Below are 23630 nucleotides of genomic sequence, written 5' to 3'. Positions count from 1 at the left end.
TGTGAGTGCCATTGCTGAATTTAGTGAAATTACTGGCTGCTTTATAAGTCAAAAAAGAAGTGGATGATTTTGATAATAAAGCGCAGCGGCAGGATGTATTTTTACAGAATAATCGCAGCGTTATTTTATGCATGACTGGCACGAAACGGCGGTCAACGCGTTAATGAGCCCAATCGGTTATGCAAACGGATTAATTGAATCGCGCTCGCTTTAATGCGTTTCGCTAACGTGGCCGCTGAATGCGGCTGTGCCGATGCACGCCACACTCTTTGTCTCGCGTGCTTTCGCTTTTGTCCTAAACCGCTAAAGTTGAAGAAGCGCCAAAACAAGGAAACGCCATGGCAGACGTTCATTCGCAAGCTATTCGCAGCAAAAACATGCGCGCCATTCGCAATCAGGACACGGCAATTGAACAGCGTATTGCCTTAATTCTGAAAGATCGTGGTTTTACTTATCGTGTACAGGACAAAGCCTTACCGGGCCGACCCGATTTTGTCCTGCCCAGTGAGAAAGCGATCATCTTCGTCCATGGCTGTTTCTGGCATCGACATCACTGCTATTTATTCAAGATGCCCGCTACGCGTACTGAATTCTGGAGTGGCAAAATTAACAGCAACGTCGAGCGTGATCGGCGTTATATTGAGCAACTGCGTGAAGGAGGATGGAAAGTTCTGATTGTTTGGGAGTGCGCGCTGCGCGGCAAACTGCAGCTGGCGGATGGCGCGCTTATCGAACGTTTGGAAGAGTGGCTGTTGGCCGCGACCGACAGCAGTGAAATCGATCATCAAGGCTTGCATCACTATCGCGTTGAATAGTGCGAGATTGTTGCTTTTAGCCACCATAACAGTTTAGATCTCCCTTTTCTCTGGGACGCGGAATTGAGCCATGAGCAGCATCAAACTTACCGTTAAGCGCCTGTATCAACTCCGCGATGAGCGGATGGTGAATACCCAAGCCACGGCGCGCATTTATCTTGGCGACCAGCTGGTAGCCACCGAGGAGATCAGCGGCATGACGGAAAGTCCGGTGAGCAAGTATTTGCACGCCGGCGATCTGACGGGGCCGTTACGCGTCGAATGGGACTGTGCGGGCATCGCCGATATGTCAGTGACGGCGGTTGAGCGTTGCCCCTGTTGTCAGGATCATCAACCGGAATAATAAGGAATACCATTTTGGCAGGAACCAGTTTACTCACGCTTCTGGATGATATTGCGACGCTGCTTGACGATATCTCGGTAATGGGCAAAGTTGCAGCAAAGAAGACCGCGGGCGTATTGGGTGACGATTTGTCACTGAATGCGCAGCAGGTTAGCGGTGTCAAAGCCAATCGTGAACTGCCCGTCGTCTGGAGCGTAGCGAAAGGCTCATTTTTAAATAAATTAATCCTGGTACCGCTGGCGTTGCTGATCTCAGCTTTCGCGCCCTGGCTAATTACGCCGCTGCTGATGATTGGTGGTGCCTACCTCTGTTACGAAGGGGTAGAAAAAGTGCTGCATAGCCTGAATCACGACAAATCAGAGCAGAGTCCGGAAGCGCGTCAGCAGCGTCTGGACAAACTGGCGCAGCAGGACGCAGGTGCGTTCGAAAAGGATAAAGTGAAAGGCGCGGTGCGCACCGACTTTATCCTCTCGGCGGAAATTGTGGCGATAACGTTGGGCATTGTCTCCGAAGCGCCGCTGTTGAATCAGGTATTAATCCTGGCCGGCGTGGCGATTGTCGTGACCATCGGCGTTTACGGCATCGTGGCGATGATCGTGAAAATTGACGATCTCGGTTTTTGGCTGAAGGAGAAATCCTCCAGCGTGGCGCAGGCGATCGGCGGCGTGCTGCTGGCGCTGGCGCCGTGGCTGATGAAAGTGCTGACGCTGGTGGGCACCATTGCGATGTTCCTGGTCGGTGGCGGCATTGTGGTGCACGGCATCACGCCGTTACATCACGCCATCACCGAGTACAGCGCCGGTTTCAACGGCTTTATCTCGACGCTGCTGAGCAACGGCGCCAATCTGGTGATCGGCTTTATCATTGGGTCGATCGTGCTGTTGGGCGTAAATCTGATTGCTAAGCTGCGTAGCTAGCAGTTATAAAGCGCAGGAAATTTCTAATCACGGTCAGGAGAACGATGATGAACGACGATATGTTTGAATTTGATATCGATGCACAGTTGGAACAGGCTGAAGCCAAAGCGGCAGAAAAAGCCAACGAAGTCCCCGCAGAGATCAGCGACGAAGCGGACTGCGAAGGCTGCAAAATCTGATTTTCCTGCCCAGGACGCGTTATCAAAGCCGACAATAAATCTTGTCGGCTTTTTTTATTTACAGGATTTTTAACTGCTTATTCTGATTTGGTCACACTAATAGATTTATCGTATAGGAAAATATCGCGCACCGCTGCTATACCTAATATCGTTCATTCAACGGTTAAAGGAGGGTGCGGTTATGATCTTTGCAATCAGTGACGAAGTTCAGCACAAACAGGGCGGCCCCACGATGGTGGTGACCGGCTATGCCAGCGGAATGGTCGAATGTCGTTGGTATGATGGTTACAGCGTGCGACGTGAGGCGTTTCGCAGTGACGAACTCAGTCACCTATCTTCCGCGCAACAGCTGGCCAGTTAAACACATTCGGGACGGTTCTCGCCGTCCCGAATGTGGTTCCCCCGCATCAAACCTTGCCGTTATTATCCTCTTCAACTGCCTGATAAATTCGCTGCAGGATGTCAGGAAACGCCGATTGCACGCGACTCCAGCTTGGAATAAACGGTTTCTCGTTGGGACGTTCAATAAACGCCTGTCCGGCATCAAGAATCGCCTGAGTAAACATCTCCACCGCCGCTTCTTCAATGTGCTGGTCAAACTTGAGGCCGTTCATGGTGGCTTCATGGTTATAGACCTCCATCATATCCAGCGCATTGCGATAGTAGGTGGCTTTCAGCACGCGGAATGAATCGCTGGTCAGCGGAACGCCCATGGTCGCCAGCTTACGCAGCAGCGACTGCACGATGTCATTACTCATGCGCTTCAATCCGCCGGTTCCGTCATCCTCAGCCAGCGGCTGATGTTTATGATCGTAGTTGTCGGCGATCTCCACCTGACAAGTTTGGCGCGTGGTGTAGTTACGATAAATCTCCGACAGCACGCCAATCTCCAGTCCCCAATCGCCAGGAATCTTGATGCCGTTGAGGACGTGGGTGCGCATGGCGAACTCGCCGGAAAGGGGATAGCGGAAGCTGGTGAGGTAGTCGAGATACTCTGAGTGGCCGTAAACCTTCTGTAACGAGCGCAGTAGCGGGCCCACCAGCAAACGGCCGACGCGGCCATTCAGCTTGCCATCGGCCACGCGCGCATAAAATCCTTTGCAGAACTCATACTGAAACGATGGATTGGCTAACGGATAGAGCAGACGCGCCAGCATGCCGCGTTCATAGGTAACGATATCGCAGTCGTGCAGCGCCACGCACTGGGTGCGATCGGATGCCAGCGTGTAACCGGTACAGAACCACACGTTGCGCCCTTTGCCGGGCTGGCTCGGCGACAATCCCTCTTTATCCAACTCGGCGTCCAGCGCTTTCAGGCGCGGGCCGTCATTCCATAGAATGCGGTGGCGCTGGGGCAGGCGCGAAAAGAACTCACGGGCGAAGAGAAACTGATCGCGATCGGCGCGATCGAGGCCAATCACAATCTCGTCGAGATAGGGCACTTTCGCCAGTTCATTGACGATATTATCCAGCGCCGGCCCTTCCAGCTCCGAGAACAACGAGGGCAAAATCAGCCCCATTTTGCGTTTGCGCGCGAAGCGCACCATCTCTTTTTCCAGCGATTCGACGCTGCGGTGGGTGAGATTATGAAAATTAGTAATGACACCATTCTGGTAAAAATCACTCATCGTCTCATCCTTCAGGTTTTTGGTCGTTAATCGTTAGGTGCAAGAAAATAGTCCAGCCCTTCGCGCCAGCCTTGCGGGCCGACGTGCGCGGAGTAGTAAACATGCTCGCTATCCGTGCGTTGCAGTTCTACCGGCGTTTTGCTGAAGCCCTTAATCACTACGGCGTAGTCGACACGCTCTAACATCGGCACATCATTGGGGCCATCACCTAATCCGAGAGTGATGCGCGACTGGCCTTCTTGCTCGGCCAGATGCTGCTGGATTTGCGCCAGCGCAATGCCTTTGCCGGTGCCGACGGGCATGACGTGCCAGAAACGTCCGCCCTGTGTTAAGGCGAGGTGATGCTCGGCCAGCGCCTCACGGAATGCGGCTAAACGATGCTCGTCGTCGCGCCACAGCACCACTTCGGAGGCTTCGCGTAAGCGGCTCTGACTGGCTTCAGCCAGGGTTAATCCGGTAAAGCGTGCGACGTCGGCGTCGCTAAACTGGTGAAAACCATCGAAGCGGAACTGCGCTTGCAGAGTCTTCAGCGTCTGGCACAGCGTGCGATAGGCTGCGCCAGGCTCCGTTGCGAGGATTTGATCGCCGCCGAATACTACGCGTGCGCCGTTTTCCGCAATAAAGGGGGCACCGGCAATGCCCAGCCGCTTTTGCAGAGGAACAATCTCTGCTGCGGTTTTGCTGGAACAAATCACCAATGGGATTTGATGTTGTTTCAGACGCGCCAGCCATTCGCTGGCGGCATCCCAGTTGTAGTCATGATGATCCAGCAGTGAGCCATCAAGATCGGTCACGACCATCAGTGAAGAGTTAAGACTCAGCATCATCACACTCCTAACGCCAGTGGCATCCGTAAAGCGAAGAGTAATCAGTATAATAGCGGAATCGCGATCACACTTTTCCGCGGGGACAGGCGAGCGACAACCAGGATAATTCTTAAATGCTATTCACAGTAGATTTGTCCATGCACGGTTTGTGCACAGCAAATAATCAGTAGCGACGCGGTGCCTGCGGCGATTTAGATGAATGGTTATACGAAAATGTTCAATTTACATGCGGGGATAAGACTTGTCTTAAGTGTGCTAAGGCGTAATCTGGCTTGGTGTTAAGAATTCCCTGGTGTAACGAATTTACTGATTTACTTTACCCGGCCATCCCGCCGGGTATTTTTTTGAAATCGATTTCATCGGTTCACTTCGCTGATAGCGAAGTCGCGGATGTCGAGTTCGAAGGCTTCGGCTAACTCGGCGCAGGAGTCATAGGCCTCACCGTTTACCCTAACGCGATGAGCGTGCTCGGCTTCCATATACTCTTTCACCTCGCCCGACGTTCTCTTCTGAATCGCTTCCAGCAGCGCATCGACATCAATATTCACGTCGCGCTGCACATTCTCGCTGTACTCTTTTACAGTCGTCATGGCGGCCTCCCAGAGGCGTTCGGATGTATTACCAGTATAGACGGTGGTGGAGAGGGGGAGGGAAGCGGAATAGCAGGCAAAAAAAAGCCCGCGCTGCGCGGGCAAAAATCCTTGTTACTTTTAGGTTGACTGCGCCTTTGGGGTTGGTGCAGTAGTGAGAAGTGTACGAGCAGCCGATGTCAAAAGTCTCTCTGCGAAACGTTAAGAAAGTGAAAAGTCGCATCCTGACAAACTTTTACCTGCCTTTAAATGCAATGCGTGTAGCAGCGTCTATGCTTAGCGATTGATTGCTAAGTGTTATCAGGGAGAGAGTATGGACTTTTTACGTATTGTGATTGCGATTTTAGTGCCCCCGCTGGGTGTATTCCTGCAGGTCGGTTTTGGTGGTGCCTTCTGGCTTAATATCTTGCTAACGCTGTGCGGTTACATTCCAGGTATCGTGCATGCCGTGTGGGTTATCGCCCGACGCTGATCGCGATCAGGCGGTCATGATTATCTTCCGTTACACTGTGTCGCAGGACAATTTGTGGAGAGTAATCAATGAAGGTGAATGACCGCGTTACGGTAAAAACCGATGGCGGCCCACGCCGTGTGGGTACGGTGCTGGCCGTGGAAGCATTTAATGAAGGCACCATGTATCTGGTGGCGTTGGATGATTACCCGCTGGGGATTTGGTTCTTCAATGAAAGCGACCATGCGGAAGGGGTTTTTGTCGAGCCGTATGAAGGGGCTTGATTTGTTCTGGTCTAGTAAAAGTTGACACCCCACTAAGCCAGAACCGCTCGATCGGTTCCCTCTCCCGCTTGCGGGAGAGGGCTAGGGTGAGGGGCAACGCGCACCCAATTTCCAAACTGCACTTCCATTCAAATTAAAACGTTTCCCAATTATCATTTCCCGACGTCGCCAACGCCGGACGTGGCGCCAGATTCGGCGTGCGTAAGGCGGACTGCGCGGCTTTAGCAACCTGCGCCACCGGTGTGTCATTCAAGCGGAACACCGCCACCGCCTGCGTCAATCTACCGGCCTGATCTTCCAGCGAGGCCGCAGCCGAAGAGGCTTCTTCAACCAGCGAGGCGTTCTGCTGCGTCACGTTATCCATTTCGGTCACCGCCAGGCTAACCTGCTGAATGCCACGGCTCTGCTCATCTGAGGCGGCAGCAATTTCCGCCATGATGTCGGTAACGCGACGCACCGCTTCAACAATCTCACTCATGGTGTTACCGGCTTCACCGACCTGGCGCGAACCGTTGGTAATTAATCCCACCGATTCCGCAATCAGCGTTTCAATCTCTTTGGCGGCCTGCGCACTGCGCTGGGCGAGATTACGTACTTCGCTGGCAACCACCGCAAAACCGCGACCCTGTTCACCCGCACGCGCCGCTTCTACGGCGGCGTTGAGCGCCAGAATGTTGGTCTGAAACGCGATGCTGTTGATGACGTTGGTGATCTCGGCAATCTTCTTCGAACTGCCAGAAATATTGGTCATGGTCTGTACCACGCCGCTCACCAGGTCGCCGCCGCTGCGTGCTTTACCTGAGGCGTCTGCGGCCAGTTGGCTGGCATGATGGGCGTTCTCGGCATTCTGCTTCACCGTCGCGGTTAACTGCTCCATGCTGGCGGCAGTTTGCTCCAGTGCGGAGGCTTGTTCCTCAGTGCGCGAGGAGAGATCGGTGTTGCCGGCCGAGATCTCGCTAGAACCCTGGTAAATCGCCACCGCACCTTCACGCACCGTTCCCACGGTGCGCACCAGCGACGCCTGCATCAGCTGCAGGTTATGCAGTAAGCTGCCGATCTCGCTGCGACCGTAGGCCTGCTCCGGTGCCGTTAAGTCGCCTTGCGCGATGCGCTCAATACGATCAACCGATTGGCGCAGCGGTGTAATCACCACGCGACGCAGGAATACAAAGGTGAGCAGTACCAGCACCAGCGCCGCAGCAAAGGCAATCGCCATGGCGATAAAGCCGACGCGCGATTGGTGGGCGGCTTCAGCGTTAATCGTTTCTGCGCGGTCGGTGCGGATCTTAATCGCTTTCAGCAACACCGCGTTGTAGGCATCATCCAGCTTGCGCGTCACATCCGTTTCCTGCGCCACGATGCCCTCGAAGCTGCCTTGTTTGGCCGATTCAATCATCGGCTTCAAGCCTTTATCGATATAAGCATTAAAGCTGGCCGTCAGCGGCTCATCGAGCGCAATGTCGGCCGGTGTTTTCGCTTTGCGATCCATATACAGCTTGAAGCCTTCACGCGCCTGCTTAATACGTGTCTCGGTGCGCGCTAAATCAGCACGATAGCCATCCATCTCGCCAATACGCGCGGCGGCGCCAGATTGCAGCACATTCAGACGCGCGGTGCGCAGATGGTTTGAGCTGTTAGAAATGCCCATACGAATTTGAATTTCTTCGGTGGCATCATTGAGTGAATTGTTACTTTGAATCAAAAAGTAGCTGGCGAGTCCAATGCACAGGGCAAAAAGCAGCAGAATGCCACCAAAGATCATACTGAACAGAGGCATCAGGCGCAGGTTCTGCCAGATGCTGAGCTTATATTGCTCATCAATCGATGCTGTTTTCATATCCTTGCTCTCATGTAGGTAGGTGTTATGAGAGTAAGCATCGGCAGGTGAGGGGAAAGGATTAGGCAGGAAAGTGGGATCAAACCCGCAAAACGAAAAAAGGCCAATCCCGTGGATTGGCCCTTCACCCCTTCATACTTCAAGCTGCAGGCGCGTTGGCTGCAGGTGTACACCCAAGTCACTTATTTTAGTAAGCGCCGAGCGTTCACCGCTTTGTTGCCTGTCTGTAGCTCAAATTATTCCGGTAAATTAACGTTGAGAAATTATCGCACGTTAACATAAATCCCTGAGGTGACATTATCAGTCAAACGTACCACATGATAAATTACCTGCTTATTATGGGTTTTAATTTTACGTTTAATATTACCTTTGTGTGACGAAACCGTTTTGGCTTTAATTTGCATCTGATCTGAAATTTGAATGGTGTCATGACCTGACATCCACATTTTTAGCATATTCGATTCAGTCTGACTTAATGTCAGTGGATGCACGTCGAGCCCGGCAGAAATACGCGGCGAAGCGTTGAGTTTCTTTTGCAAGTAGGTTCCTAATAAGGAATCCAACGTCGAAGTTTTTATCGATTTTGATGTAATAATCAGGTTCTTACGAACGTAGAGGTATTCCTCAAAATGGATATTCGAGATCGCCATGAATATAAAGAATAAGGTATCTGGATGCTGCATAATAATGGCACGAATACGATCGCTAGAATCAGATTCGTGAATAAAGCACTCTTCGTTGATAAACACGACACCCGGCTTTATTTGCTCACATCTTTGTTGCAATTGTTCAATGTCAGACACAGGAGTAATATTTTTCTTTTTAACTCCTTTAGCTGCCATATAGTCAGACAATCCGAGGCGTGTGTAATTACATGAATCCATAATAATCGTTGGCATTATAGCGACCCTCACCAATTTGTTATCCGTTTAAATCAACGATGAATACGCGTTTGCGGTACGAGAGAAATTTCCAAAGACACTTTTTTATTCTGCTCAGCAGATTGGCGTTAGTTATCCATGCGCCATCATGACTCTTCCCTGAACCGTGCTGCGAAGTTATTTTTTATAGTACATCCACGTCACTCTGAACCCAGCCATAGTGGGAATGGCTGAGCATTTGCATTAAGTGTTTAATTCGCTCTGTTTTGAGAGCCCTGTCACTATCGCGCAGATCACAGACAAATCTGATAGGACAAATCTTAAAAACATTTGTAATGCGAAAGTGTGACGCTTTAGCGAGCGTTGACAATGCCGGAAAAAAGGGATTTAGACAAGAAAAATCGCTGTGAATTTTTTTTTGTTTAAAAACAGCCCTTTGAGCATTTAATCAACCAATTACCAAGGTTTAGCCCCTTAGGAATCGTCTGACTAAAATACGCGAAGCGCGGTTTAATAAGAATAATTTTCACCTAAAATGCGCACTTATCAGAATTTCCTCAGTTGATTTCTGAGAAATATGGTTCGAAAAATGCACTGACTGATTTTGATTGCTTAACTATTACTTAAGGACGCCTACAGAATAGTTAATCAACCAGCGCGGGAAAGTTCTGACATAAACTGGGCGAGTAAATCAAAGACTTCGCTGAACAGATGTTCACAGAAGGGAGCAAGCAGCGGCATCATCAACCCTACACTCAGGATGCCTACCGTTAAGGTAATCGGGAAGCCAACCGCGAAAATGGAGAGCTGTGGTGAAACACGGTTTAACAAACCTAGTGCCATGTTTAGCGTGAGGAGCAGAACTATTAAGGGCAGCGCTAACATCATGCCATTAAGGAAAATTAATCCGGCGGCTTTGACTAACGCCATAAAGGCGTTGGCGTTGAGAGGCTGATCGCTGATCGGCAAAGTATGAAAACTGTCCACCAACAACGAGATCAGCCAAAGATGGCCATTGAAGGTCAGGAACAGCAGCATCGCCAGCATATCGAGAAAACGCGCCAGCACCGGCATGTTTAACCGGCTACCGGGATCAAAGAAGGTGGCGAACGACAAGCCCATCTGCAAACCAATCACTTCACCCGCCATCCGTACCGCGGCAAAGGCGAACTGCATCGTTAGGCCCAGGCTTACGCCAATCAGCAGCTGCTGTAACAGTAACCAAAAGCCTGCAGGGGTAAATAGAGTGGCTTCAACCGGCGGCAATAGCGGAATGATGATCCAGGTGGTCACTACCGCCAGACCAATTTTGACGCGCTTGGGAATCGATTTTTCACTCAGCACCGGCGCGCTGGCAAACAGCGCCAGCAAACGCACCATCGGCCAGAAAAATTGCGCGACCCAATGAATCAGCTGGCTGCTATCGAGGTTAATCATCAGCCAATGATGTAAGGCAGGTTGTTAAACAGGGTACGCATATAGTCCAGCATCAGATTCAGCATCCATGGACCGGCGATCACCGCGGTGGCCGCAACGGCCAGAATTTTCGGGATAAAGGAGAGCGTTTGTTCGTTGATCTGGGTTGCCGCTTGCAACACGCTAATGATCAAACCGCTAATTAACGCGACCAGCAACATCGGTGCCGCCATCAACAGGGCGACACGCATTGCTTCCTGGCCCATAACCATCACTGATTCAGGTGTCATGCTGCACTCCTAAGGAAAGAAAGGTGAGGGCGATTGCCACTCAAGAGTAGAAGCTTTGCGCCAGCGAACCCACCAGCAGCTGCCAGCCATCCACCAATACAAACAGCATCAGCTTGAACGGCAGGGAGATGGTCGCGGGCGGCACCATCATCATCCCCAGCGCCATTAACACGCTGGCGACCACCAGATCGATGATCAGGAAAGGGATGAACACGGTAAACCCAATCTGGAAGGCGGTTTTCAGTTCACTGGTGACATAAGCCGGCAGCAGAATGCGCATCGGCACCGCTTCCGGGCCTTCAATTGGCGCGGTGTTGGCGAGACGGGCAAACAGCGCCAGGTCGGCTTCACGCGTTTGACGCAGCATAAATTCGCGCAGCGGCTGCGCGCCTTTATCGATGGCGTCAGCCATGCTGATTTTGTCCTGGCTGAACGGTAAATAGGCGTCGGAATAGATCTTGTCGAAGGTCGGCGCCATGATAAAAAAGGTCAGAAACAGCGCCAGGCCCAGTAGCACCTGGTTCGGTGGCGCGGAAGGCGTGCCGAGGGCGTTACGCAGCAGACCAAACACAATAATGATGCGGGTGAAGCTGGTCATCATCAGCAACACCGCCGGAATAAAGGTCAGCGAAGTGATGAACACCAGCGTCTGTACCGGCAGCGACCAGCTCTGTCCGCCATTGGCCAGCGGTTGGCTGATTAAGCCCGGCAGCTGCGCATGGGCAACCGGTGCCAGCAATAAAAGCGGCAGAAGAGCGAGTAATCGACGCATCATTAGGGTTTTCCGGGACGTTTAACCAGGTTCTGGAACAGCTGACGAAAATCTTGTGGTGCTATGCTGTTACCGGTTTGTTCTTCCGGCGGCAGCGGTGGCAAAGAGTGCAGATGGGTGATTTGCTGCGCGGTGACGCCCAACACCAGGCGTGCATCGGCGGTATCCACAATCACCACGCGCTCACGCTGGCCAACCTGCACGGTGGCGCTGACTTTTAATGCCTGGCCAGTTACCGTTTTCGGCGCAAAACCCAGGCGTTTAGCCAGCCAGCCGCAGGCCAGAATCAGCAGAACAATCACCGCCAGCACGCTGCTGACTTGTCCAATCACCGAACCGGTGGAGACCACCGGCTGGCTGTGAACCGGCTGTTCGCTTTGCGTGTTCTTCAACATGCTTAACGGCTCAGACGACGCATACGTTCAGACGGGGTGATGATGTCGGTGATGCGCACGCCATATTTGTCGTTTACCACCACTACTTCACCCTGGGCGATCAGATAACCGTTGATCAGAATATCCAGCGGCTCACCGGCGAGGCCATCCAGCGCCACCACGGAACCCTGCGTCAGACGCAGCAGCTCTTTGATGGTCATCTTGGTGCGGCCCAGCTCCACGGTCAGTTTGACCGGGATGTCCATAATCAGATCGATATCCTGCAGCGAACCGCTGATGCCAGGATTCTCTAACGATTTGAACACATTCTCGGTCGGATCAGGCGCGCTGGTCGCGGTCTGTTCGTTCATAGCTGCAGCCCACAGATCGTCCGCGGAGATGTCGTCATCGGACGGTTTCTTGCTGTCACTCATCGGGCTGTTCCTCGTTCAGCGAATTCAAAATCGGGTTAATCAAATGTTCTACACGCAGGGCATACTGGCCATTAATGGTGCCGTATTGGCTGGTCAGTACCGGTACGCCATCAACGTGAGCAATGATGCGGTCCGGCTTCTCAATGGGCAGGACGTCACCAGGTTTCAGCTGCAAAATGCGTGACAGACGCAGCGATGTTTCGGCGAAGTGGGCAATCAGCTCCAGCTCCGAGTGCTGCACCTGTTTCACCAGATTGTCGCGCCAGTGGTTATCTTCCTGACGTGAGTTTTCCAGCGGTGGATTGACCAACAGCTCGCGCAGCGGCTCAATCATCGAAAACGGAATACAGATATTGAATTCACCCACCAGGTTACCAATTTCCACCTGGAACGGCGTGTTGACCACGATATCGTTCGGGGAAGTGGTGATGTTGGTGAACTTCACCTGCATCTCTGAACGCACATACTCCACGTCCAGCGGATAAATCGCCTTCCAGGCGTCGCTGTAGCCATCCAGCGCCAGCTTCAACATGCGGCGGATGACGCGCTGTTCGGTATGGGTAAATTCACGGCCTTCTACTTTGGTCGGAAAACGTCCGTCGCCGCCAAACAGGTTATCGACAGCAATAAATACCAGGCTCGGTGAAAACACCACCAGTGCCGTACCGCGCAGCGGCTTCAGGTGGATCAGGTTCAGGTTGGTTGGCACCGGCAGGTTGCGGGCAAACTCGTGGTACGGCTGAATCTTGATCGCACCCACGCTGATATCTGGGCTACGGCGCAGCAGGTTAAACAGCGCCATACGGAATTGACGGGCAAAGCGCTCGTTGATGATCTCCAGCGCCTGCAGACGCTCACGTACCACGCGACGCTGGGTATTGGGATCATAGGGGCGGATATCGCCATCGGCCCCTTTGGAACTGTTCTCTACTTCCGCACTGTCACTGTCGCCATTAAGCAGCGCGTCAATCTCAGCCTGGGAGAGAATGCTATCGCCCATTAAATCACCTCAAAATGAAGGCGGTAAACAGCACGTCACTGACGGCCTGAGCCGGTTGACCTTTTACCAGCGGCGGCGCCAGCACCTGTTTGATCTGCTCAACCAGGGCCTGTTTGCCTTGCTCTGTTGCCAGTGCCGTCGCGTTTTGACGCGACAGCAGTAACAGCAGACGGCTGCGCACTTCCGGCAGGTAATCATTCAACCGACGACGGGTATCCTCATCGGGCAGACGCAGGGTGAACCCCACGTACAGCACGCGGTCAGGATCGTTGTCAGGATTGACCAGGTTTACTGTAAACGTATCCATTGCAAAAAATACTGGAGCAGCCGGTGGCTCGACTTTCGCCGCTTCCGGTTGGCTACCCTCGTGTTTATTCATCATTCGCCAGACTGCATAGCCTGCCACGCTGCAAGCGGCCAGCGTTACAATCAGTAACACCGGTAGTAGTAGTGAACGTTTGCGGCCTTTAGCTTTCGCGTTATCAGACATGTTTGCAGTTACTTCCTGTGAATTATGGGCAAGCCTCTCGGCTTACCTGGACAGATTATCCCGCGTCTTAAGTCAAACAATGGGAAGAAAAGACGCGGGTTTTACGCTTACCTTCAGCGTTTAGCGGCTGTCAGGCAAAGATATCGACAGCGCCGTTACCGGCCACGCGCGCTTGAAGGGCTGCCGGGACGGCAATAGGCGTTATCTCGTTGTCACTGTCCTGGGAGAGGGTAAAGCTGCCGTGCTGTCCGTCACGACGTCCTTCCTGTTGGCCCTGATAACTCTGGCCCTGTGCGAAGGCGTCGCTGCTGACGTTACTCTGTCCCAGGTTAATACCGCTCTCCGCCAGCGCTGTACGCAGTTGAGGGAGAGCCGCTTCCAGCGCGGCCCTCACTTGGCTGTGGCTGGAAACCATACTTAACTGTGCCTGATCCTTATCAAGGCTCAGGCTGATCTGAATCGCGCCCAGATCCTGCGGATGTAAGCGCAACTCGGCGTTCTGCTGCCCGTTGCGGCTAAACATCACAATCTGCTGACTCAGCGCTTGCTGCCACTCGTCGCTGCCGAGCTGCGCATTCAGCATCGGCGTCGACGGCGTGGTGCTGGTCGAGCCGGTGCTGGTCACCAGCGAACTGGTGCTGCTGAGCGGGGCGCTGGTCAACGGCGCAACCGGGTCATCACTGACCGGCGCGGCGCTGCGCTCTTCCGGCTTGCTCAACGCATTCAGCACCTGCTTAAAACTTTCATCCAGCGTCAAAGCGCCGTTATTGTTTGTCGATGTGCTGACGCTGCTGCTGGTTTGCGTGCTGGCAGCCGTTTGCGTTAAGCGCGTTCCTGCATCGCTGGCTTGACTCTTTGCGCTATCCGGCTGCGTTGCTTCTTCTTTTATTGCACTTTCCAGCGAACCACTTAACAGTGCTGAATTAAGCGAAGCGCGCGTGTCGGTTTTGCCGGCACTAACGCTTTCTGTTACCGCCGTCTGACTGCTGCGGTTCTCAACCGCCACCGGCAACATGGCAAATAGCGCCTGCACATTCTGTAAGTCGCTGGCAGTTAACGAACTTGCCTCAGGCTTATCTTTATCATCGGCTGATTTCAGCGTGGCTTTAGTGTTTTCCGGCTGTAAAAGTGCGTTTAACGCATCCGGTTTCTCCAGCGCCTGCAATAACGCGCTTAACGAGGCTTTGCTGGCGTCTTTTTCATCAACTTCTGCTGGCAGATCAGTTGATTGCGTGTTAACAGCTTGTTGCTTCGCCAGCGTTAGCAAGCGGTTACCCAGTTCGGTAATAAATCCCTGCGGCAGCGTATCCGTGGCCGCCAGCAGATCTGATGAAACTGAAGTGTCAGCGTCTCCCAAACCCGAGGTTTGCGTAGCAACTGTTGGCAGCGTAATCATTCGCCTTTCCTCAATGCGGCCCGTTGGGCAAATTCATCCATCCGTTTCTGATCGAGACGGTTTTCTTGTCGTAATGCATTTTCTTCAGCGCGGGTAATCAGCGTTTGATAGGCATTAAGTCGCTTATGCTTTTCGCGCCAGTTGCTCAGCGCGGTATCGAGACGCTGATTCCACTGTGAAAGCTGCTGGCGATGCTGATCGATGGCTTTTTCCAGCGTCTGAATAAACTGGTGATAATTGGTCCAGCGGGTGCTGGCGATGCCGCCGGACATATCCTGATTGAGCTTGTTGCGATACTCATCCTGATAATCCAGCAGCATGCTGAGTTGTTCGTCGGCCTGCTGCACGCCGCGGCGCATATCACCGAGGTGAATCACCGCACTCTCCAGTTCTTGCTCCGCCATATCGCGCAGCTTATTGATCGCACTGGTGGTTTTCATGGCTCAACCTCGCTTAGCGCTAACCGAACATCGCCTGCAGATGCAAACAGGCATCGTCGTAGTCGCTACGTTCGAAAATCCCCTGATGCAGGAAGGCTTCCATCTCTGGATAGAGCTTGATGGCTCGGTCCAGCATCGGATCGCTGCCTGCGGCATACGCCCCCACGCTCACCAGATCGCGGTTACGCTGGAAGCTGGAGAGCAACTGTTTGAACTGGCGCACGCGCGCATAGTGCGTCTCATCAATTAATGAGGTCATGGCGCGGCTAATCGAGGCTTCAATATCAATGGCCGGATAGTGACCGGCTTCCGCCAGGCGACGTGACAACACAATGTGGCCGTCGAGAATCGCACGCGCCGAGTCAGCAATCGGGTCCTGCTGATCGTCACCTTCGGTCAACACGGTATAAAAGGCGGTGATGGATCCGCCGCCGTGGGTGCCGTTACCGGCACGTTCCACCAGCGCCGGCAGTTTGGCGAACACCGAAGGCGGATAGCCTTTGGTGGCTGGCGGCTCACCGATCGCCAGCGCGATTTCACGCTGCGCCATGGCGTAGCGGGTGAGGGAATCCATAATCAGCAGCACATGCTGACCGCGATCGCGGAAATCTTCAGCGATGCGCGTGGCATAGGCCGCACCCTGCATACGCAGCAGCGGTGACACATCTGCGGGCGCGGCGATCACCACCGAACGCGCGCGACCTTCAGCGCCAAGGATGTTTTCAATGAACTCTTTGACTTCGCGACCACGTTCACCAATCAAACCGACCACGATGACATCGGCTTTGGTGTAGCGCGCCATCATGCCGAGCAGCACACTTTTACCGACGCCAGAACCGGCGAACAGGCCCATACGCTGGCCGCGACCCACCGTCAGCAGCGCGTTGATGGCGCGCACGCCGGTATCCAGCACATCTTCAATTGGCGTACGTTGTAGCGGGTTAAACGGGGCGGTGATCAGCGGGGCCCGATAGCCGGTTTCCGGCGATGGCAAGCCATCCAGCGGTTTGCCGCTACCATCGAGTACGCGACCGAGGAGCTCCGGGCCAAGCAGCATCTGTTTGCCGCTGTGGCCACTGTCGCCGCTGACGCGCGCATACACGCGGGCGCCGGGTAAGATGCCGTCCACTTCTTCCAGCGGCATCATTAACAGTTTCTGCCCATTGAAGCCGACCACTTCACTTTCAACTTCGGTAATCTTGCTGCCGTCGGTACGTTCAATAATGCAGGTGGCACCCAGCGGCAGCTGCAGGCCGGTGGCCTCCAGTACTAAACCGGTGGCGCGCGTCAGGCGACCGTAGCGACGCACGGTTTGCACCTGTGAAATGCGGTCTTCGAAGGCGTCGAGCGCGCCGAGCCAGCGTGAAAGGCGCGAGGAAGTCATTACAGTGTCCCCGGAGCGGCCAGACGGCACAGCTCCTGCCAGCGTGTTGCCACGCTGGCGTCGAGATCGCCATCTTCGGCGCTGAGTTTACAGCCGCCCGGATGCAGGGTGCTGTCCGCCAGCAAGCGCCAGCCGTGCAGATCCAGCGTTGGGCCAAGCGTCTGCTCAATGCGCTGCAAATCATCCGGATGCACGCGCAGCTGCGGTTTGCCGCTGAACATCGGCTCCTGCTGAATCAGCTGCTGAATCTGGCGCAGCAGGGCGCTGCCATCCACCTGCGTAGCCTGACCAATCACCGTGCGCGCGGCTTCCAGCGCCAGCTGCATCAGGCGCGAGGCAATCACGCTGTCCAGCGCTTCAAGCGTGTGATGGAACTCGGTTACCAGCTGCTGCATACGTGCCTGCAGCGGGGCTTGCTGCTGCTGCGCATCGGCTAAACCTTGCTGAAAACCGGCGTCATAGCCGTTCTGCTGCGCTTCGGCAAAACCCTTTTGATAGCCTTCGCTGTAGCCCTGCGTCTGCGCATCTTTGCGCATCTGCTGCTGCATACGTTCCAGCTGTTGTTGCTGTTCTGCTTCGGCGCTCAGCTCAACCTCGCTCTCCGCTTCCTCTGGCTGCGGCTCCGGTTCAGTGCGAAATGCGCTGCCTAAATCATCAGGCTGCCAGCGCTGCCACGCGCGGGCGGAAAAGGCATCAGACATAGGTTTCCTCGCCACCACCAATCACCATCTCGCCGGATTCTGCTAAGCGACGCACCACCAGCAGGATGGCTTTCTGTTCGTTCTCCACCGCCGACATACGTACCGGGCCGCGGTTGGCCAGATCGTCGCGCAGGATATCGGCCGCACGGGCTGACATGTTCTTGAGGAACTTCTCGCGCAGCGGTTGTTCGGCACCTTTCAGGGCGACCAGCAACTGCTCGGATTCCACTTCCTGCAACAGACGCTGGATGCTGCGATCGTCCACTTCCACCAGGTTTTCGAACAGGAACATCTCGTCGATGATCTTCTGTGCCAGCTCGCCATCGAAGTCGCGTACCGCTTCGATAACCGCCTCTTCCTGCTGAGTTTTCATCAGGTTGATAATTTCTGCTGCGGTTCTCACGCCGCCCATCTTCGCGCGCTTGAGGTTGGTGCCGTCGAGCAGGCCGTTGAGCACTTCGGTCAGCTCCGCCAGCGCCGCCGGCTGGACACCACCGAAGGTGGCGATACGCAGCATCACATCGTGGCGCAGACGCTCGTCGAACAGCGCCAGAATATCCGCCGCCTGGCCACGTTTGAGGTGGACCAAAATGGTGGCGATAATCTGCGGATGCTCATCGCGGATAAGATCCGCTGCCGCCTGCGGCTCCATGAAGTTGAGCGTTTCCATGCCGCTGGTGGTCTCGTTTTTCTCGAGAATATCTTCCAGCAGGCTTGAGGCGCGCTCTTCGCCCAGCGCTTTGATCAGCACTGAACGCAGGTAATCGTTGGAGTTGAGGCTCAGCGCAGCGAACTGTTCTGCATCAGCTTCAAACTCACGCAGCACTTCCGTCAGCTGTTTATGTGACACTTGACGCATTGCCGCCATCGCCGCACTCAGGTGCTGCACTTCACGCTGGTTGAGGTGTTTGAACACCTCCGCCGCGCGCTCTTCGCCGATGGTCATCATCAGAATGGCGCTTTTTTCTGTACCGGTCAGACTCATAGTTCTTTACTCATCCATTCGCGGATAACCAGCGCCACAACGCGCGGATCGTTTTCAGACATGTCGCGGATACGCTGGCTCATCACCTCGGCGCTCATGCGGTTAGTAGATTTACGCTCCTGATCCAACTCATCTTTGCTGAGCTGAACGTTAAAGGCTTCTTCCTCTTCCATCGCCGCAGAGCGAGCTGCCAGCGCTTCAGCGGCCGCTTTCTCTTGCTCTTTCTTACGCATCAGCTGTGGACGTACCAGCTTGCGATAGAGGATGAAGCCGACCAGCGCCACCAGCAGCCAGCGACCGGCGGTCATCAGCTGATCAAAGAACGCTTGCTGCTGCCAGAATGGCAGGTCGCCACCGCTTGGCTCGGTCATGTTGAACTGCGAGTTCACCACGTTGACGCTGTCGCCACGCGTTTGCGAATAGCCCATCGCTTCGCGGGTTAAATCTTCAATCTGCTTGATCTGTTGCTCGTTCAGCGCCACCGCTTTGCCTTTACCGTCATCGCGATAGTTGACGACCACGGCAACGGAGAGACGCTGCACATCGCCCACGTTCAGCTTGGTATGACGAATGGTGCGATCCAGCTCGTAGTTAACGGTGTCGTTACGGGTGGAGCTGCTTGGGCCGCTACTTTGCGCCGTGCTGGTGGTAGTGGTGCCGTTGTTCTGCGCGTTGGCGTTTTGACCGTTGGCGTTCTGACCATTGGCAGTATTGTTCTGCGGATTGGTCACTGGCGCGGTGTTGGCTGGCGCCGGCTGATTCGACAGCGCGCCCGGCACGCCGCCTGGATACGGGCTGCCGTTCTGTTCGGAGTTGCTGGTCTGGCGTGAACGCACCGCGGAGTTGTTCGGATTGGCGTTCGGCTGATATTTCTCGTCGGTTTGCTCGCTGCGGTCAAAGTTGATCTGCGCTGTCACCTGCGCATGCACATTGCCCTGGCCAACAATCGGGTTAAGGATGGCTTCGATACGCTGCTGGAAGCGCGCTTCCACTTCAGAGGCATATTTCAGCTGAGCATCATTCAGGTCGCGGCCTTCGCTATCCGAGCGGGTCAGCAGACGGCCGGTCTGATCGACCACCGTAACGTTGCCCGGCGGTAAACCCGCCACGCTGCTGGAAACCATATGCTGAATGGCCTGAATTTGGCCTTCATCTAATGCACGACCCGGCTGCAGATTCAGCGTCACCGAAGCGGAAGGGGACTTTTGCTCACGCACAAACAGCGTCGGTTTTGGCATTGCCAGATGCACGCGCACGCTCTTCACCGGTCCGAGCGTTTCAATGGTGCGCGACAGTTCGCCTTCCAGCGCACGCTGGTAGTTGATCTGCTCGCTAAACTGGCTGATACCGAACTTCTCTTTATCCATCAGCTCGAAGCCCACGTTGCCACCTTTCGGCAGACCTTGCTGGGCCAGACGCAGACGCAGTTCATGCACTTTATCGGCGGGCACCATCAGTGCGCCACCGTTGTCAGCAAACTGGTAAGGGATGTTCATTTGCGTCAGCTGGGTGACGATCGCGCCGCCATCCTCATCGGAGAGGTTGTTATAAAGGACGCGATAGTCTGGCGCCTTTGCCCACAGCACCAACGCAAAAACCACTGCGATGACGGCAGCGGCGGCAATAATTAAGGGAATTCGCGGATTGGCGCGCAGGCGGGCGAGATGGTCACTGAAGCCTTTCTTTGCTGTATCCTGTGTAGCGGCTGCACTCGCATTCATGACCGTTTCCTGCCTGACATAATTGACCGGGTGTGTGGTTGTGACAAAACTGACTCCCTGAATACGTCCAAAATGAAATTCCAAACTAATGCGGGCATTATTTGATGAATCGTGTCACTTCGATGGTTGGATAAGCCGGGTTTTTTGCGTTCATTTAGCGCCTTTGTCCTATTGACAGTGTGATAACTTTCTCATCGTGAAAATTTAATCCCTTCTTTAATGAGGAACAGGCAATGTCAATTCAGGCCATTGATGGTGTGTTGCAGCAGCTGCAGATGACGTCTTTGCAGGCCAGCGGTAAGCAGGCTGAGTCAGGCAATCAGGTGGATTTCAGCGCCACGATGAAAGCAGCGCTGGATAAGATCAGCGAAAGCCAGACGTCCGCACGCACTCAGGCGCAGGATTTTGAGATGGGTAAACCAGGCATTCAGTTAAACGATGTGATGGTCGATCTGCAAAAGTCTTCTATCTCTATGCAGATGGGCGTGCAGGTGCGTAACAAATTGGTGTCGGCTTACACCGATATTATGAGTATGCAGGTGTAGGTTCTCTGACGGATAAGTATTACTAAGTCGTGAATCAGAGCGCTTTGTTATGGGGCAGGGTTGGGCAGTCTCGTTACGTTTTGGCCCGGAATGCTCCTAAGCTATCAAGCAATTCTTTCCTTGAATGAGCCGCCAGCACCTAACATTTTGGACACATAACAAAATTTGCGTTACATCAACTCAGGATACAATTGCTAACAATAAATGACATTCCTGGTGCAAAACCAAGACAATTCTTATAACATAAGCCCATCTACTACAATGATGGATTATTACGGTGAAAATCAAAATTGCTGTTGTTGGAGCCTCTGTATTACTGACGGCTACCGTTGCTTTTGCTGGCATGGCATATAGTAACGACAAACCTGATTACGTTATCAAAGCTGAAAACTCGACCAATAACTTTTTAATGTACTCATACGGTCCGGGTAAATGCACGGCCTCGAAAGGCACCGCGCATCAGTGGGAAATGGAGTGCTCTTATGATGGTGGCGAAGATTTAGTCAAATATTCAGTCCTGCCTTCCAACGAACAGCGCCATGGTAAAAGTGGTAAGTTCCGTCTGGTCGCGCAAAACCAATTAGCGGCTGAAAGTGCGACCAAAGGTTTAACGCGTTATCTCAATATCACTACGGATAAAATTTAGCCTTTAAGCAATAACATTAGGCTGAATCATCCTTTCGACATCAAGACGCTATTTATTAAGTCGCCAACTGGCGACTTTTTCCGTTTTTCCGAATTAAACGCGGAAATGGCGTCTCCAAAGCAGGGGATAATTGCATGTCGTTTCGGGTATAGTTCATCCGGGTGATTATGTTCGAAGCGAGTGGCAAGGTGACTGCCAGAATTAAGCCCAATTTCCGACCTTATGCGCTGCATTATTTCGAGAAGAGGATTCTCACGTGAAGAAAACCCTGCTGTTTTGGAGCGCTATCGTCCTGCTTGCAGGATGCGATAAGGATGCTGCGACGTTTTATCCGCAAATGAAAAACTACGCTTACCTCTATCAATTTGAAGCGCTGCCTGGAAACGTCAAAAGCACCCATCAAACGCTGTTTACCGCAGATGGACAGCAAATCTTCGAGGTGAATGTCGATTTTGACCGCAACGGCTGCCTCACGCATGTGAAGTCTGTCGGTAAAGCGGGCGAAGTGATTGAAGTCTCGCGCGAGGGTGATGCATTAAAAGGCAGCGAAAACGGACAGGATGTGGTGGTGACGCTGGATAAAAACTGCGCCATGGTGAAGAAAGTCACGCCGACCATGACGGTAGATATTGCCTATAACAAGCAGGGTTTGGTTGAGCAGATTTCCTCTCCCGCCTCCGATGCAGCGTTTCACCTCGCGTATAACAGTGATGGCGAAATGGCGGTATTAAGTATTACTCAGGCCGGAACAGAAGTGTCGCGTGCTAGCGCGGTACGGGCAGAAGATAAGAATAAGATTTCGGATGTGGTCACTACGGTGAAGCGTAATGATCAAATCAAAACCGTGAGCAATGTCTGCCAATACAAAAACGCGGTGCCCTATTACTGCGACATTATTACCACCGATGCGGCAGGCAAGGTGGTTGATAAGCAGTATGGCAAAATCGACGTTAGCTATTATTAATAAAAAACGCCGTTCAATGACGGCGTTTTTTAATTTGGGCTGATGCTATTTAATTTCCGGCCACGCTACGGATGGGAAGCCATTTAACAACGGATGGGCAAACAGGAAACCCTGGAACTGGCTGATACCGGCAGCTTCCAGCCACATCCACTCTTCGGCTTGCTCCACACCTTCAGCAATAACCGCAATCTCCAGCGACGCACAGCACTTAATAATGGCGTGCATAATCGCCTGCTTCGGACCGCTTTTGTGGACATCGCGAATAATATCGCGATCGATTTTGATTTTGTCCGGCTGGAATTTAGATAACAGCGACAAACCGGCAAAACCGGCACCAAAATCGTCCAGCGCCAGACTGATACCGGCGGCTTTGAGCTTTCTCACTTCGGCGGCGAACTCATCGGAGCGCGAAATGATCTCATTTTCTGTCACCTCAACGATGATCTGCTGCGGCACCAGTCCACTGGCGGTGATCTCCTGCAGCAGAAAATCGACCGCATTCGGCACCGTCACCAGCGACATCGGCAGCAGATTGATCGACAAGCGATGCTCGCCAATCCCGAGTTTACTCGCCACGTTAAACGCCAGTTTTTTTGAGCGAATATCCGCGTCGTAAACCGCTTCGCCACCAAAAGTGGAGAAATACTCATCCGGTGAGCCGCCGGTGGGCGTGCGGATCAGTGCTTCAAACGAGGTGACGCGACGCGCGAAGGGATCGATGATCGGTTGAAAGGCAAAGCGGCAATCCTGCACGCTCTGGTCAAGATCATCCAGCTCATTTAACCAGGCTTCATCGGGAATAAATTCCCAGGTATTGGCCGGTGGGATTTCAAAGTAGTTCTCTTTGTCCCGTGCCACCACGAAGGTGCGTAAAAACTGCAGCGCACGATCTTTATAGGTGAGCTGGTAGCGAGAGGTGCCTTTATCCAGCACCGCTTGCAGCACGGTGTCTTTGTCGTGCTCGCGCAGATCGAACAACTCCATGCCGACCTTGCCAAAACGGCGTTCTGGCGCGAAGTCATGCATCAGTTCCACCAGATTATGGTGGCGCGCATCCTGGCAAATACGCTGATAAATGCCCTGTACCGCTTCGCGCGGTCCTTCCAGCAGCTGGAAAAAATGCAGGCCATCAAACAGTAAGATGCCAGTGACATCCGAATTTTTATTTTTGCTATTGGCTTTAGCAACCATATCTTCGAGCGTTTTAATCGGCACGTGGTCGTGCAGATGGCTGCGATAAAGAATTGTGGTAAGCATGGCGATTGTCCGACGAAATTATTATTTTGCGGCTACATTAACAGGCTTACCGCGGGGTCTGTC

Annotated in this window: 29 protein-coding genes; 10 read left to right on the top strand and 19 right to left on the bottom strand. The window is 53.4% G+C overall.

Going from position 1 to position 23630, the window contains the following annotated elements:
• The first annotated feature begins 338 nt into the window (after positions 1–338).
• The 5 genes from PMI17_RS18560 (at position 339) to PMI17_RS18545 (ending at position 2615) form a co-directional block, all read left to right on the top strand.
• Positions 339–815, top strand: a complete 477-nt coding sequence (locus PMI17_RS18560; protein WP_007891477.1) for a very short patch repair endonuclease — start codon at positions 339–341, stop codon at positions 813–815.
• Between the two features lie 70 nt (positions 816–885).
• A complete protein-coding gene (locus tag PMI17_RS18555; RefSeq protein ID WP_007891476.1) occupies positions 886–1158 on the top strand; it encodes a hypothetical protein in 273 nt (90 codons plus the stop codon).
• Between the two features lie 14 nt (positions 1159–1172).
• Positions 1173–2075 (top strand): DUF808 domain-containing protein, encoded by a 903-nt coding sequence (locus PMI17_RS18550; RefSeq protein ID WP_007891475.1) that lies wholly within the window; start codon positions 1173–1175, stop codon positions 2073–2075.
• A gap of 44 nt (positions 2076–2119) precedes the next feature.
• Complete coding sequence (locus tag PMI17_RS25795) at positions 2120–2254, top strand: hypothetical protein (RefSeq protein ID WP_255348773.1); 135 nt, start codon at positions 2120–2122, stop codon at positions 2252–2254.
• 181 nt (positions 2255–2435) lie between these two features.
• Positions 2436–2615, top strand: a complete 180-nt coding sequence (locus tag PMI17_RS18545) for a YodC family protein (protein ID WP_007891473.1) — start codon at positions 2436–2438, stop codon at positions 2613–2615.
• A 46-nt stretch (positions 2616–2661) separates the two neighbouring features.
• On the opposite strand, the gene PMI17_RS18540 is transcribed toward PMI17_RS18545, so the two are convergent.
• From PMI17_RS18540 to PMI17_RS18530, 3 genes are all read right to left on the bottom strand, one after another.
• Complete coding sequence (locus tag PMI17_RS18540; RefSeq protein ID WP_007891472.1) at positions 2662–3882, bottom strand: glycosyl transferase; 1221 nt, start codon at positions 3880–3882, stop codon at positions 2662–2664.
• A 26-nt stretch (positions 3883–3908) separates the two neighbouring features.
• Positions 3909–4706 carry a mannosyl-3-phosphoglycerate phosphatase-related protein gene (locus PMI17_RS18535; RefSeq protein WP_007891471.1) on the bottom strand — a complete coding sequence of 266 codons (798 nt, stop codon included), beginning with the start codon at positions 4704–4706 and terminating at the stop codon, positions 3909–3911.
• Positions 4707–5065: 359 nt separating this feature from the next.
• A complete protein-coding gene (locus PMI17_RS18530) occupies positions 5066–5299 on the bottom strand; it encodes a DUF2525 domain-containing protein (protein WP_007891470.1) in 234 nt (77 codons plus the stop codon).
• Between the two features lie 313 nt (positions 5300–5612).
• Here PMI17_RS18530 and PMI17_RS24960 point away from each other — a divergent pair, with 313 nt between their 5' ends.
• Both PMI17_RS24960 and dsrB read left to right on the top strand, forming a co-directional pair.
• Positions 5613–5771, top strand: a complete 159-nt coding sequence (locus tag PMI17_RS24960; RefSeq protein ID WP_007891469.1) for a YqaE/Pmp3 family membrane protein — start codon at positions 5613–5615, stop codon at positions 5769–5771.
• A 68-nt stretch (positions 5772–5839) separates the two neighbouring features.
• The gene (gene dsrB / locus PMI17_RS18520) at positions 5840–6034 is read left to right on the top strand and encodes a protein DsrB (protein ID WP_007891465.1); all 195 of its coding nucleotides are present in this window, start codon (positions 5840–5842) and stop codon (positions 6032–6034) included.
• Between the two features lie 133 nt (positions 6035–6167).
• Here the strand turns inward: dsrB and PMI17_RS18515 are convergent, their stop codons facing one another.
• The 15 genes from PMI17_RS18515 to fliF form a co-directional block, all read right to left on the bottom strand.
• Positions 6168–7871 carry a methyl-accepting chemotaxis protein gene (locus PMI17_RS18515; RefSeq protein WP_007891463.1) on the bottom strand — a complete coding sequence of 568 codons (1704 nt, stop codon included), beginning with the start codon at positions 7869–7871 and terminating at the stop codon, positions 6168–6170.
• 263 nt (positions 7872–8134) lie between these two features.
• Complete coding sequence (gene rcsA, locus PMI17_RS18510; protein ID WP_007891461.1) at positions 8135–8770, bottom strand: transcriptional regulator RcsA; 636 nt, start codon at positions 8768–8770, stop codon at positions 8135–8137.
• Between the two features lie 630 nt (positions 8771–9400).
• Positions 9401–10189 carry a flagellar biosynthetic protein FliR gene (gene fliR / locus PMI17_RS18505; protein WP_007891459.1) on the bottom strand — a complete coding sequence of 263 codons (789 nt, stop codon included), beginning with the start codon at positions 10187–10189 and terminating at the stop codon, positions 9401–9403.
• Positions 10189–10458: a flagellar biosynthesis protein FliQ gene (gene fliQ / locus PMI17_RS18500; protein ID WP_007891455.1), complete on the bottom strand. Its 270-nt coding sequence runs from the start codon at positions 10456–10458 to the stop codon at positions 10189–10191. The genes fliR and fliQ overlap by 1 nt, the downstream gene beginning before the upstream one ends.
• 40 nt (positions 10459–10498) lie before the next feature.
• Positions 10499–11230, bottom strand: coding sequence for a flagellar type III secretion system pore protein FliP (gene fliP / locus PMI17_RS18495; protein ID WP_036621820.1), 732 nt, complete (start codon positions 11228–11230; stop codon positions 10499–10501).
• Between the two features lie 2 nt (positions 11231–11232).
• Entirely contained in the window at positions 11233–11625 is a 393-nt protein-coding gene (gene fliO, locus PMI17_RS18490) for a flagellar biosynthetic protein FliO (RefSeq protein WP_007891451.1), read from the bottom strand.
• A gap of 2 nt (positions 11626–11627) precedes the next feature.
• Positions 11628–12038, bottom strand: a complete 411-nt coding sequence (gene fliN / locus PMI17_RS18485) for a flagellar motor switch protein FliN (RefSeq protein ID WP_007891449.1) — start codon at positions 12036–12038, stop codon at positions 11628–11630.
• Entirely contained in the window at positions 12031–13038 is a 1008-nt protein-coding gene (gene fliM / locus PMI17_RS18480; protein WP_007891447.1) for a flagellar motor switch protein FliM, read from the bottom strand. The genes fliN and fliM overlap by 8 nt, the downstream gene beginning before the upstream one ends.
• Positions 13039–13042: 4 nt before the next feature.
• On the bottom strand, positions 13043–13528 hold the full coding sequence (gene fliL / locus PMI17_RS18475; RefSeq protein ID WP_007891445.1) for a flagellar basal body-associated protein FliL: 486 nt from the start codon (positions 13526–13528) through the stop codon (positions 13043–13045).
• A gap of 130 nt (positions 13529–13658) precedes the next feature.
• Positions 13659–14924: a flagellar hook-length control protein FliK gene (locus tag PMI17_RS18470; RefSeq protein WP_007891444.1), complete on the bottom strand. Its 1266-nt coding sequence runs from the start codon at positions 14922–14924 to the stop codon at positions 13659–13661.
• Positions 14921–15364: a flagellar export protein FliJ gene (fliJ, locus tag PMI17_RS18465; RefSeq protein WP_007891443.1), complete on the bottom strand. Its 444-nt coding sequence runs from the start codon at positions 15362–15364 to the stop codon at positions 14921–14923. Before fliJ ends, PMI17_RS18470 begins: the two co-directional genes overlap by 4 nt.
• A 19-nt stretch (positions 15365–15383) precedes the next feature.
• Positions 15384–16748, bottom strand: coding sequence for a flagellar protein export ATPase FliI (gene fliI / locus PMI17_RS18460; RefSeq protein ID WP_007891442.1), 1365 nt, complete (start codon positions 16746–16748; stop codon positions 15384–15386).
• The gene (gene fliH / locus PMI17_RS18455; RefSeq protein WP_007891441.1) at positions 16748–17449 is read right to left on the bottom strand and encodes a flagellar assembly protein FliH; all 702 of its coding nucleotides are present in this window, start codon (positions 17447–17449) and stop codon (positions 16748–16750) included. The genes fliI and fliH overlap by 1 nt, the downstream gene beginning before the upstream one ends.
• Positions 17442–18434, bottom strand: coding sequence for a flagellar motor switch protein FliG (fliG, locus tag PMI17_RS18450; protein ID WP_007891440.1), 993 nt, complete (start codon positions 18432–18434; stop codon positions 17442–17444). The genes fliH and fliG overlap by 8 nt, the downstream gene beginning before the upstream one ends.
• Positions 18431–20155 (bottom strand): flagellar basal-body MS-ring/collar protein FliF, encoded by a 1725-nt coding sequence (gene fliF / locus PMI17_RS18445; protein ID WP_007891439.1) that lies wholly within the window; start codon positions 20153–20155, stop codon positions 18431–18433. The genes fliG and fliF overlap by 4 nt, the downstream gene beginning before the upstream one ends.
• Before the next feature lie 233 nt (positions 20156–20388).
• On the opposite strand from fliF, the gene fliE reads away from it, so the two are divergent.
• The 3 genes from fliE to PMI17_RS18430 all read left to right on the top strand — a co-directional run bounded on the left by fliE (position 20389) and on the right by PMI17_RS18430 (position 22310).
• Positions 20389–20700 carry a flagellar hook-basal body complex protein FliE gene (gene fliE, locus PMI17_RS18440; protein ID WP_007891438.1) on the top strand — a complete coding sequence of 104 codons (312 nt, stop codon included), beginning with the start codon at positions 20389–20391 and terminating at the stop codon, positions 20698–20700.
• Positions 20701–20977: 277 nt separating this feature from the next.
• Positions 20978–21346 (top strand): hypothetical protein, encoded by a 369-nt coding sequence (locus PMI17_RS18435; protein WP_007891437.1) that lies wholly within the window; start codon positions 20978–20980, stop codon positions 21344–21346.
• Positions 21347–21602: 256 nt separating this feature from the next.
• On the top strand, positions 21603–22310 hold the full coding sequence (locus tag PMI17_RS18430; RefSeq protein ID WP_007891435.1) for a YnfC family lipoprotein: 708 nt from the start codon (positions 21603–21605) through the stop codon (positions 22308–22310).
• Between the two features lie 45 nt (positions 22311–22355).
• On the opposite strand, the gene PMI17_RS18425 is transcribed toward PMI17_RS18430, so the two are convergent.
• Entirely contained in the window at positions 22356–23567 is a 1212-nt protein-coding gene (locus tag PMI17_RS18425; protein WP_007891430.1) for a diguanylate phosphodiesterase, read from the bottom strand.
• Positions 23568–23630: the final 63 nt, after the last annotated feature.

Origin of the sequence: Pantoea sp. GM01, from assembly GCF_000282675.1 — a bacterium.
In the GTDB taxonomy this organism is placed as follows: domain Bacteria; phylum Pseudomonadota; class Gammaproteobacteria; order Enterobacterales; family Enterobacteriaceae; genus Pantoea; species Pantoea nemavictus.
The sequence above is the reverse complement of the archived record's forward strand: the minus strand, read 5'-3'. Positions and strand labels throughout refer to the sequence as shown.

Bases quoted from the DNA above. Each gene is read 5' to 3' on its own strand.
- PMI17_RS18560 (WP_007891477.1), top strand. From the start codon at position 339: ATGGCAGACGTTCATTCGCAAGCTATTCGCAGCAAAAACATGCGCGCC.
- PMI17_RS18555 (WP_007891476.1), top strand. From the start codon at position 886: ATGAGCAGCATCAAACTTACCGTTAAGCGCCTGTATCAACTCCGCGAT.
- PMI17_RS25795 (WP_255348773.1), top strand. From the start codon at position 2,120: ATGATGAACGACGATATGTTTGAATTTGATATCGATGCACAGTTGGAA.
- PMI17_RS18545 (WP_007891473.1), top strand. From the start codon at position 2,436: ATGATCTTTGCAATCAGTGACGAAGTTCAGCACAAACAGGGCGGCCCC.
- PMI17_RS18540 (WP_007891472.1), bottom strand. From the start codon at position 3,882: ATGAGTGATTTTTACCAGAATGGTGTCATTACTAATTTTCATAATCTC.
- PMI17_RS18535 (WP_007891471.1), bottom strand. From the start codon at position 4,706: ATGCTGAGTCTTAACTCTTCACTGATGGTCGTGACCGATCTTGATGGC.
- PMI17_RS18530 (WP_007891470.1), bottom strand. From the start codon at position 5,299: ATGACGACTGTAAAAGAGTACAGCGAGAATGTGCAGCGCGACGTGAAT.
- PMI17_RS24960 (WP_007891469.1), top strand. From the start codon at position 5,613: ATGGACTTTTTACGTATTGTGATTGCGATTTTAGTGCCCCCGCTGGGT.
- dsrB (WP_007891465.1), top strand. From the start codon at position 5,840: ATGAAGGTGAATGACCGCGTTACGGTAAAAACCGATGGCGGCCCACGC.
- PMI17_RS18515 (WP_007891463.1), bottom strand. From the start codon at position 7,871: ATGAAAACAGCATCGATTGATGAGCAATATAAGCTCAGCATCTGGCAG.
- rcsA (WP_007891461.1), bottom strand. From the start codon at position 8,770: ATGCCAACGATTATTATGGATTCATGTAATTACACACGCCTCGGATTG.
- fliR (WP_007891459.1), bottom strand. From the start codon at position 10,189: ATGATTAACCTCGATAGCAGCCAGCTGATTCATTGGGTCGCGCAATTT.
- fliQ (WP_007891455.1), bottom strand. From the start codon at position 10,458: ATGACACCTGAATCAGTGATGGTTATGGGCCAGGAAGCAATGCGTGTC.
- fliP (WP_036621820.1), bottom strand. From the start codon at position 11,230: ATGCGTCGATTACTCGCTCTTCTGCCGCTTTTATTGCTGGCACCGGTT.
- fliO (WP_007891451.1), bottom strand. From the start codon at position 11,625: ATGTTGAAGAACACGCAAAGCGAACAGCCGGTTCACAGCCAGCCGGTG.
- fliN (WP_007891449.1), bottom strand. From the start codon at position 12,038: ATGAGTGACAGCAAGAAACCGTCCGATGACGACATCTCCGCGGACGAT.
- fliM (WP_007891447.1), bottom strand. From the start codon at position 13,038: ATGGGCGATAGCATTCTCTCCCAGGCTGAGATTGACGCGCTGCTTAAT.
- fliL (WP_007891445.1), bottom strand. From the start codon at position 13,528: ATGTCTGATAACGCGAAAGCTAAAGGCCGCAAACGTTCACTACTACTA.
- PMI17_RS18470 (WP_007891444.1), bottom strand. From the start codon at position 14,924: ATGATTACGCTGCCAACAGTTGCTACGCAAACCTCGGGTTTGGGAGAC.
- fliJ (WP_007891443.1), bottom strand. From the start codon at position 15,364: ATGAAAACCACCAGTGCGATCAATAAGCTGCGCGATATGGCGGAGCAA.
- fliI (WP_007891442.1), bottom strand. From the start codon at position 16,748: ATGACTTCCTCGCGCCTTTCACGCTGGCTCGGCGCGCTCGACGCCTTC.
- fliH (WP_007891441.1), bottom strand. From the start codon at position 17,449: ATGTCTGATGCCTTTTCCGCCCGCGCGTGGCAGCGCTGGCAGCCTGAT.
- fliG (WP_007891440.1), bottom strand. From the start codon at position 18,434: ATGAGTCTGACCGGTACAGAAAAAAGCGCCATTCTGATGATGACCATC.
- fliF (WP_007891439.1), bottom strand. From the start codon at position 20,155: ATGAATGCGAGTGCAGCCGCTACACAGGATACAGCAAAGAAAGGCTTC.
- fliE (WP_007891438.1), top strand. From the start codon at position 20,389: ATGTCAATTCAGGCCATTGATGGTGTGTTGCAGCAGCTGCAGATGACG.
- PMI17_RS18425 (WP_007891430.1), bottom strand. From the start codon at position 23,567: ATGCTTACCACAATTCTTTATCGCAGCCATCTGCACGACCACGTGCCG.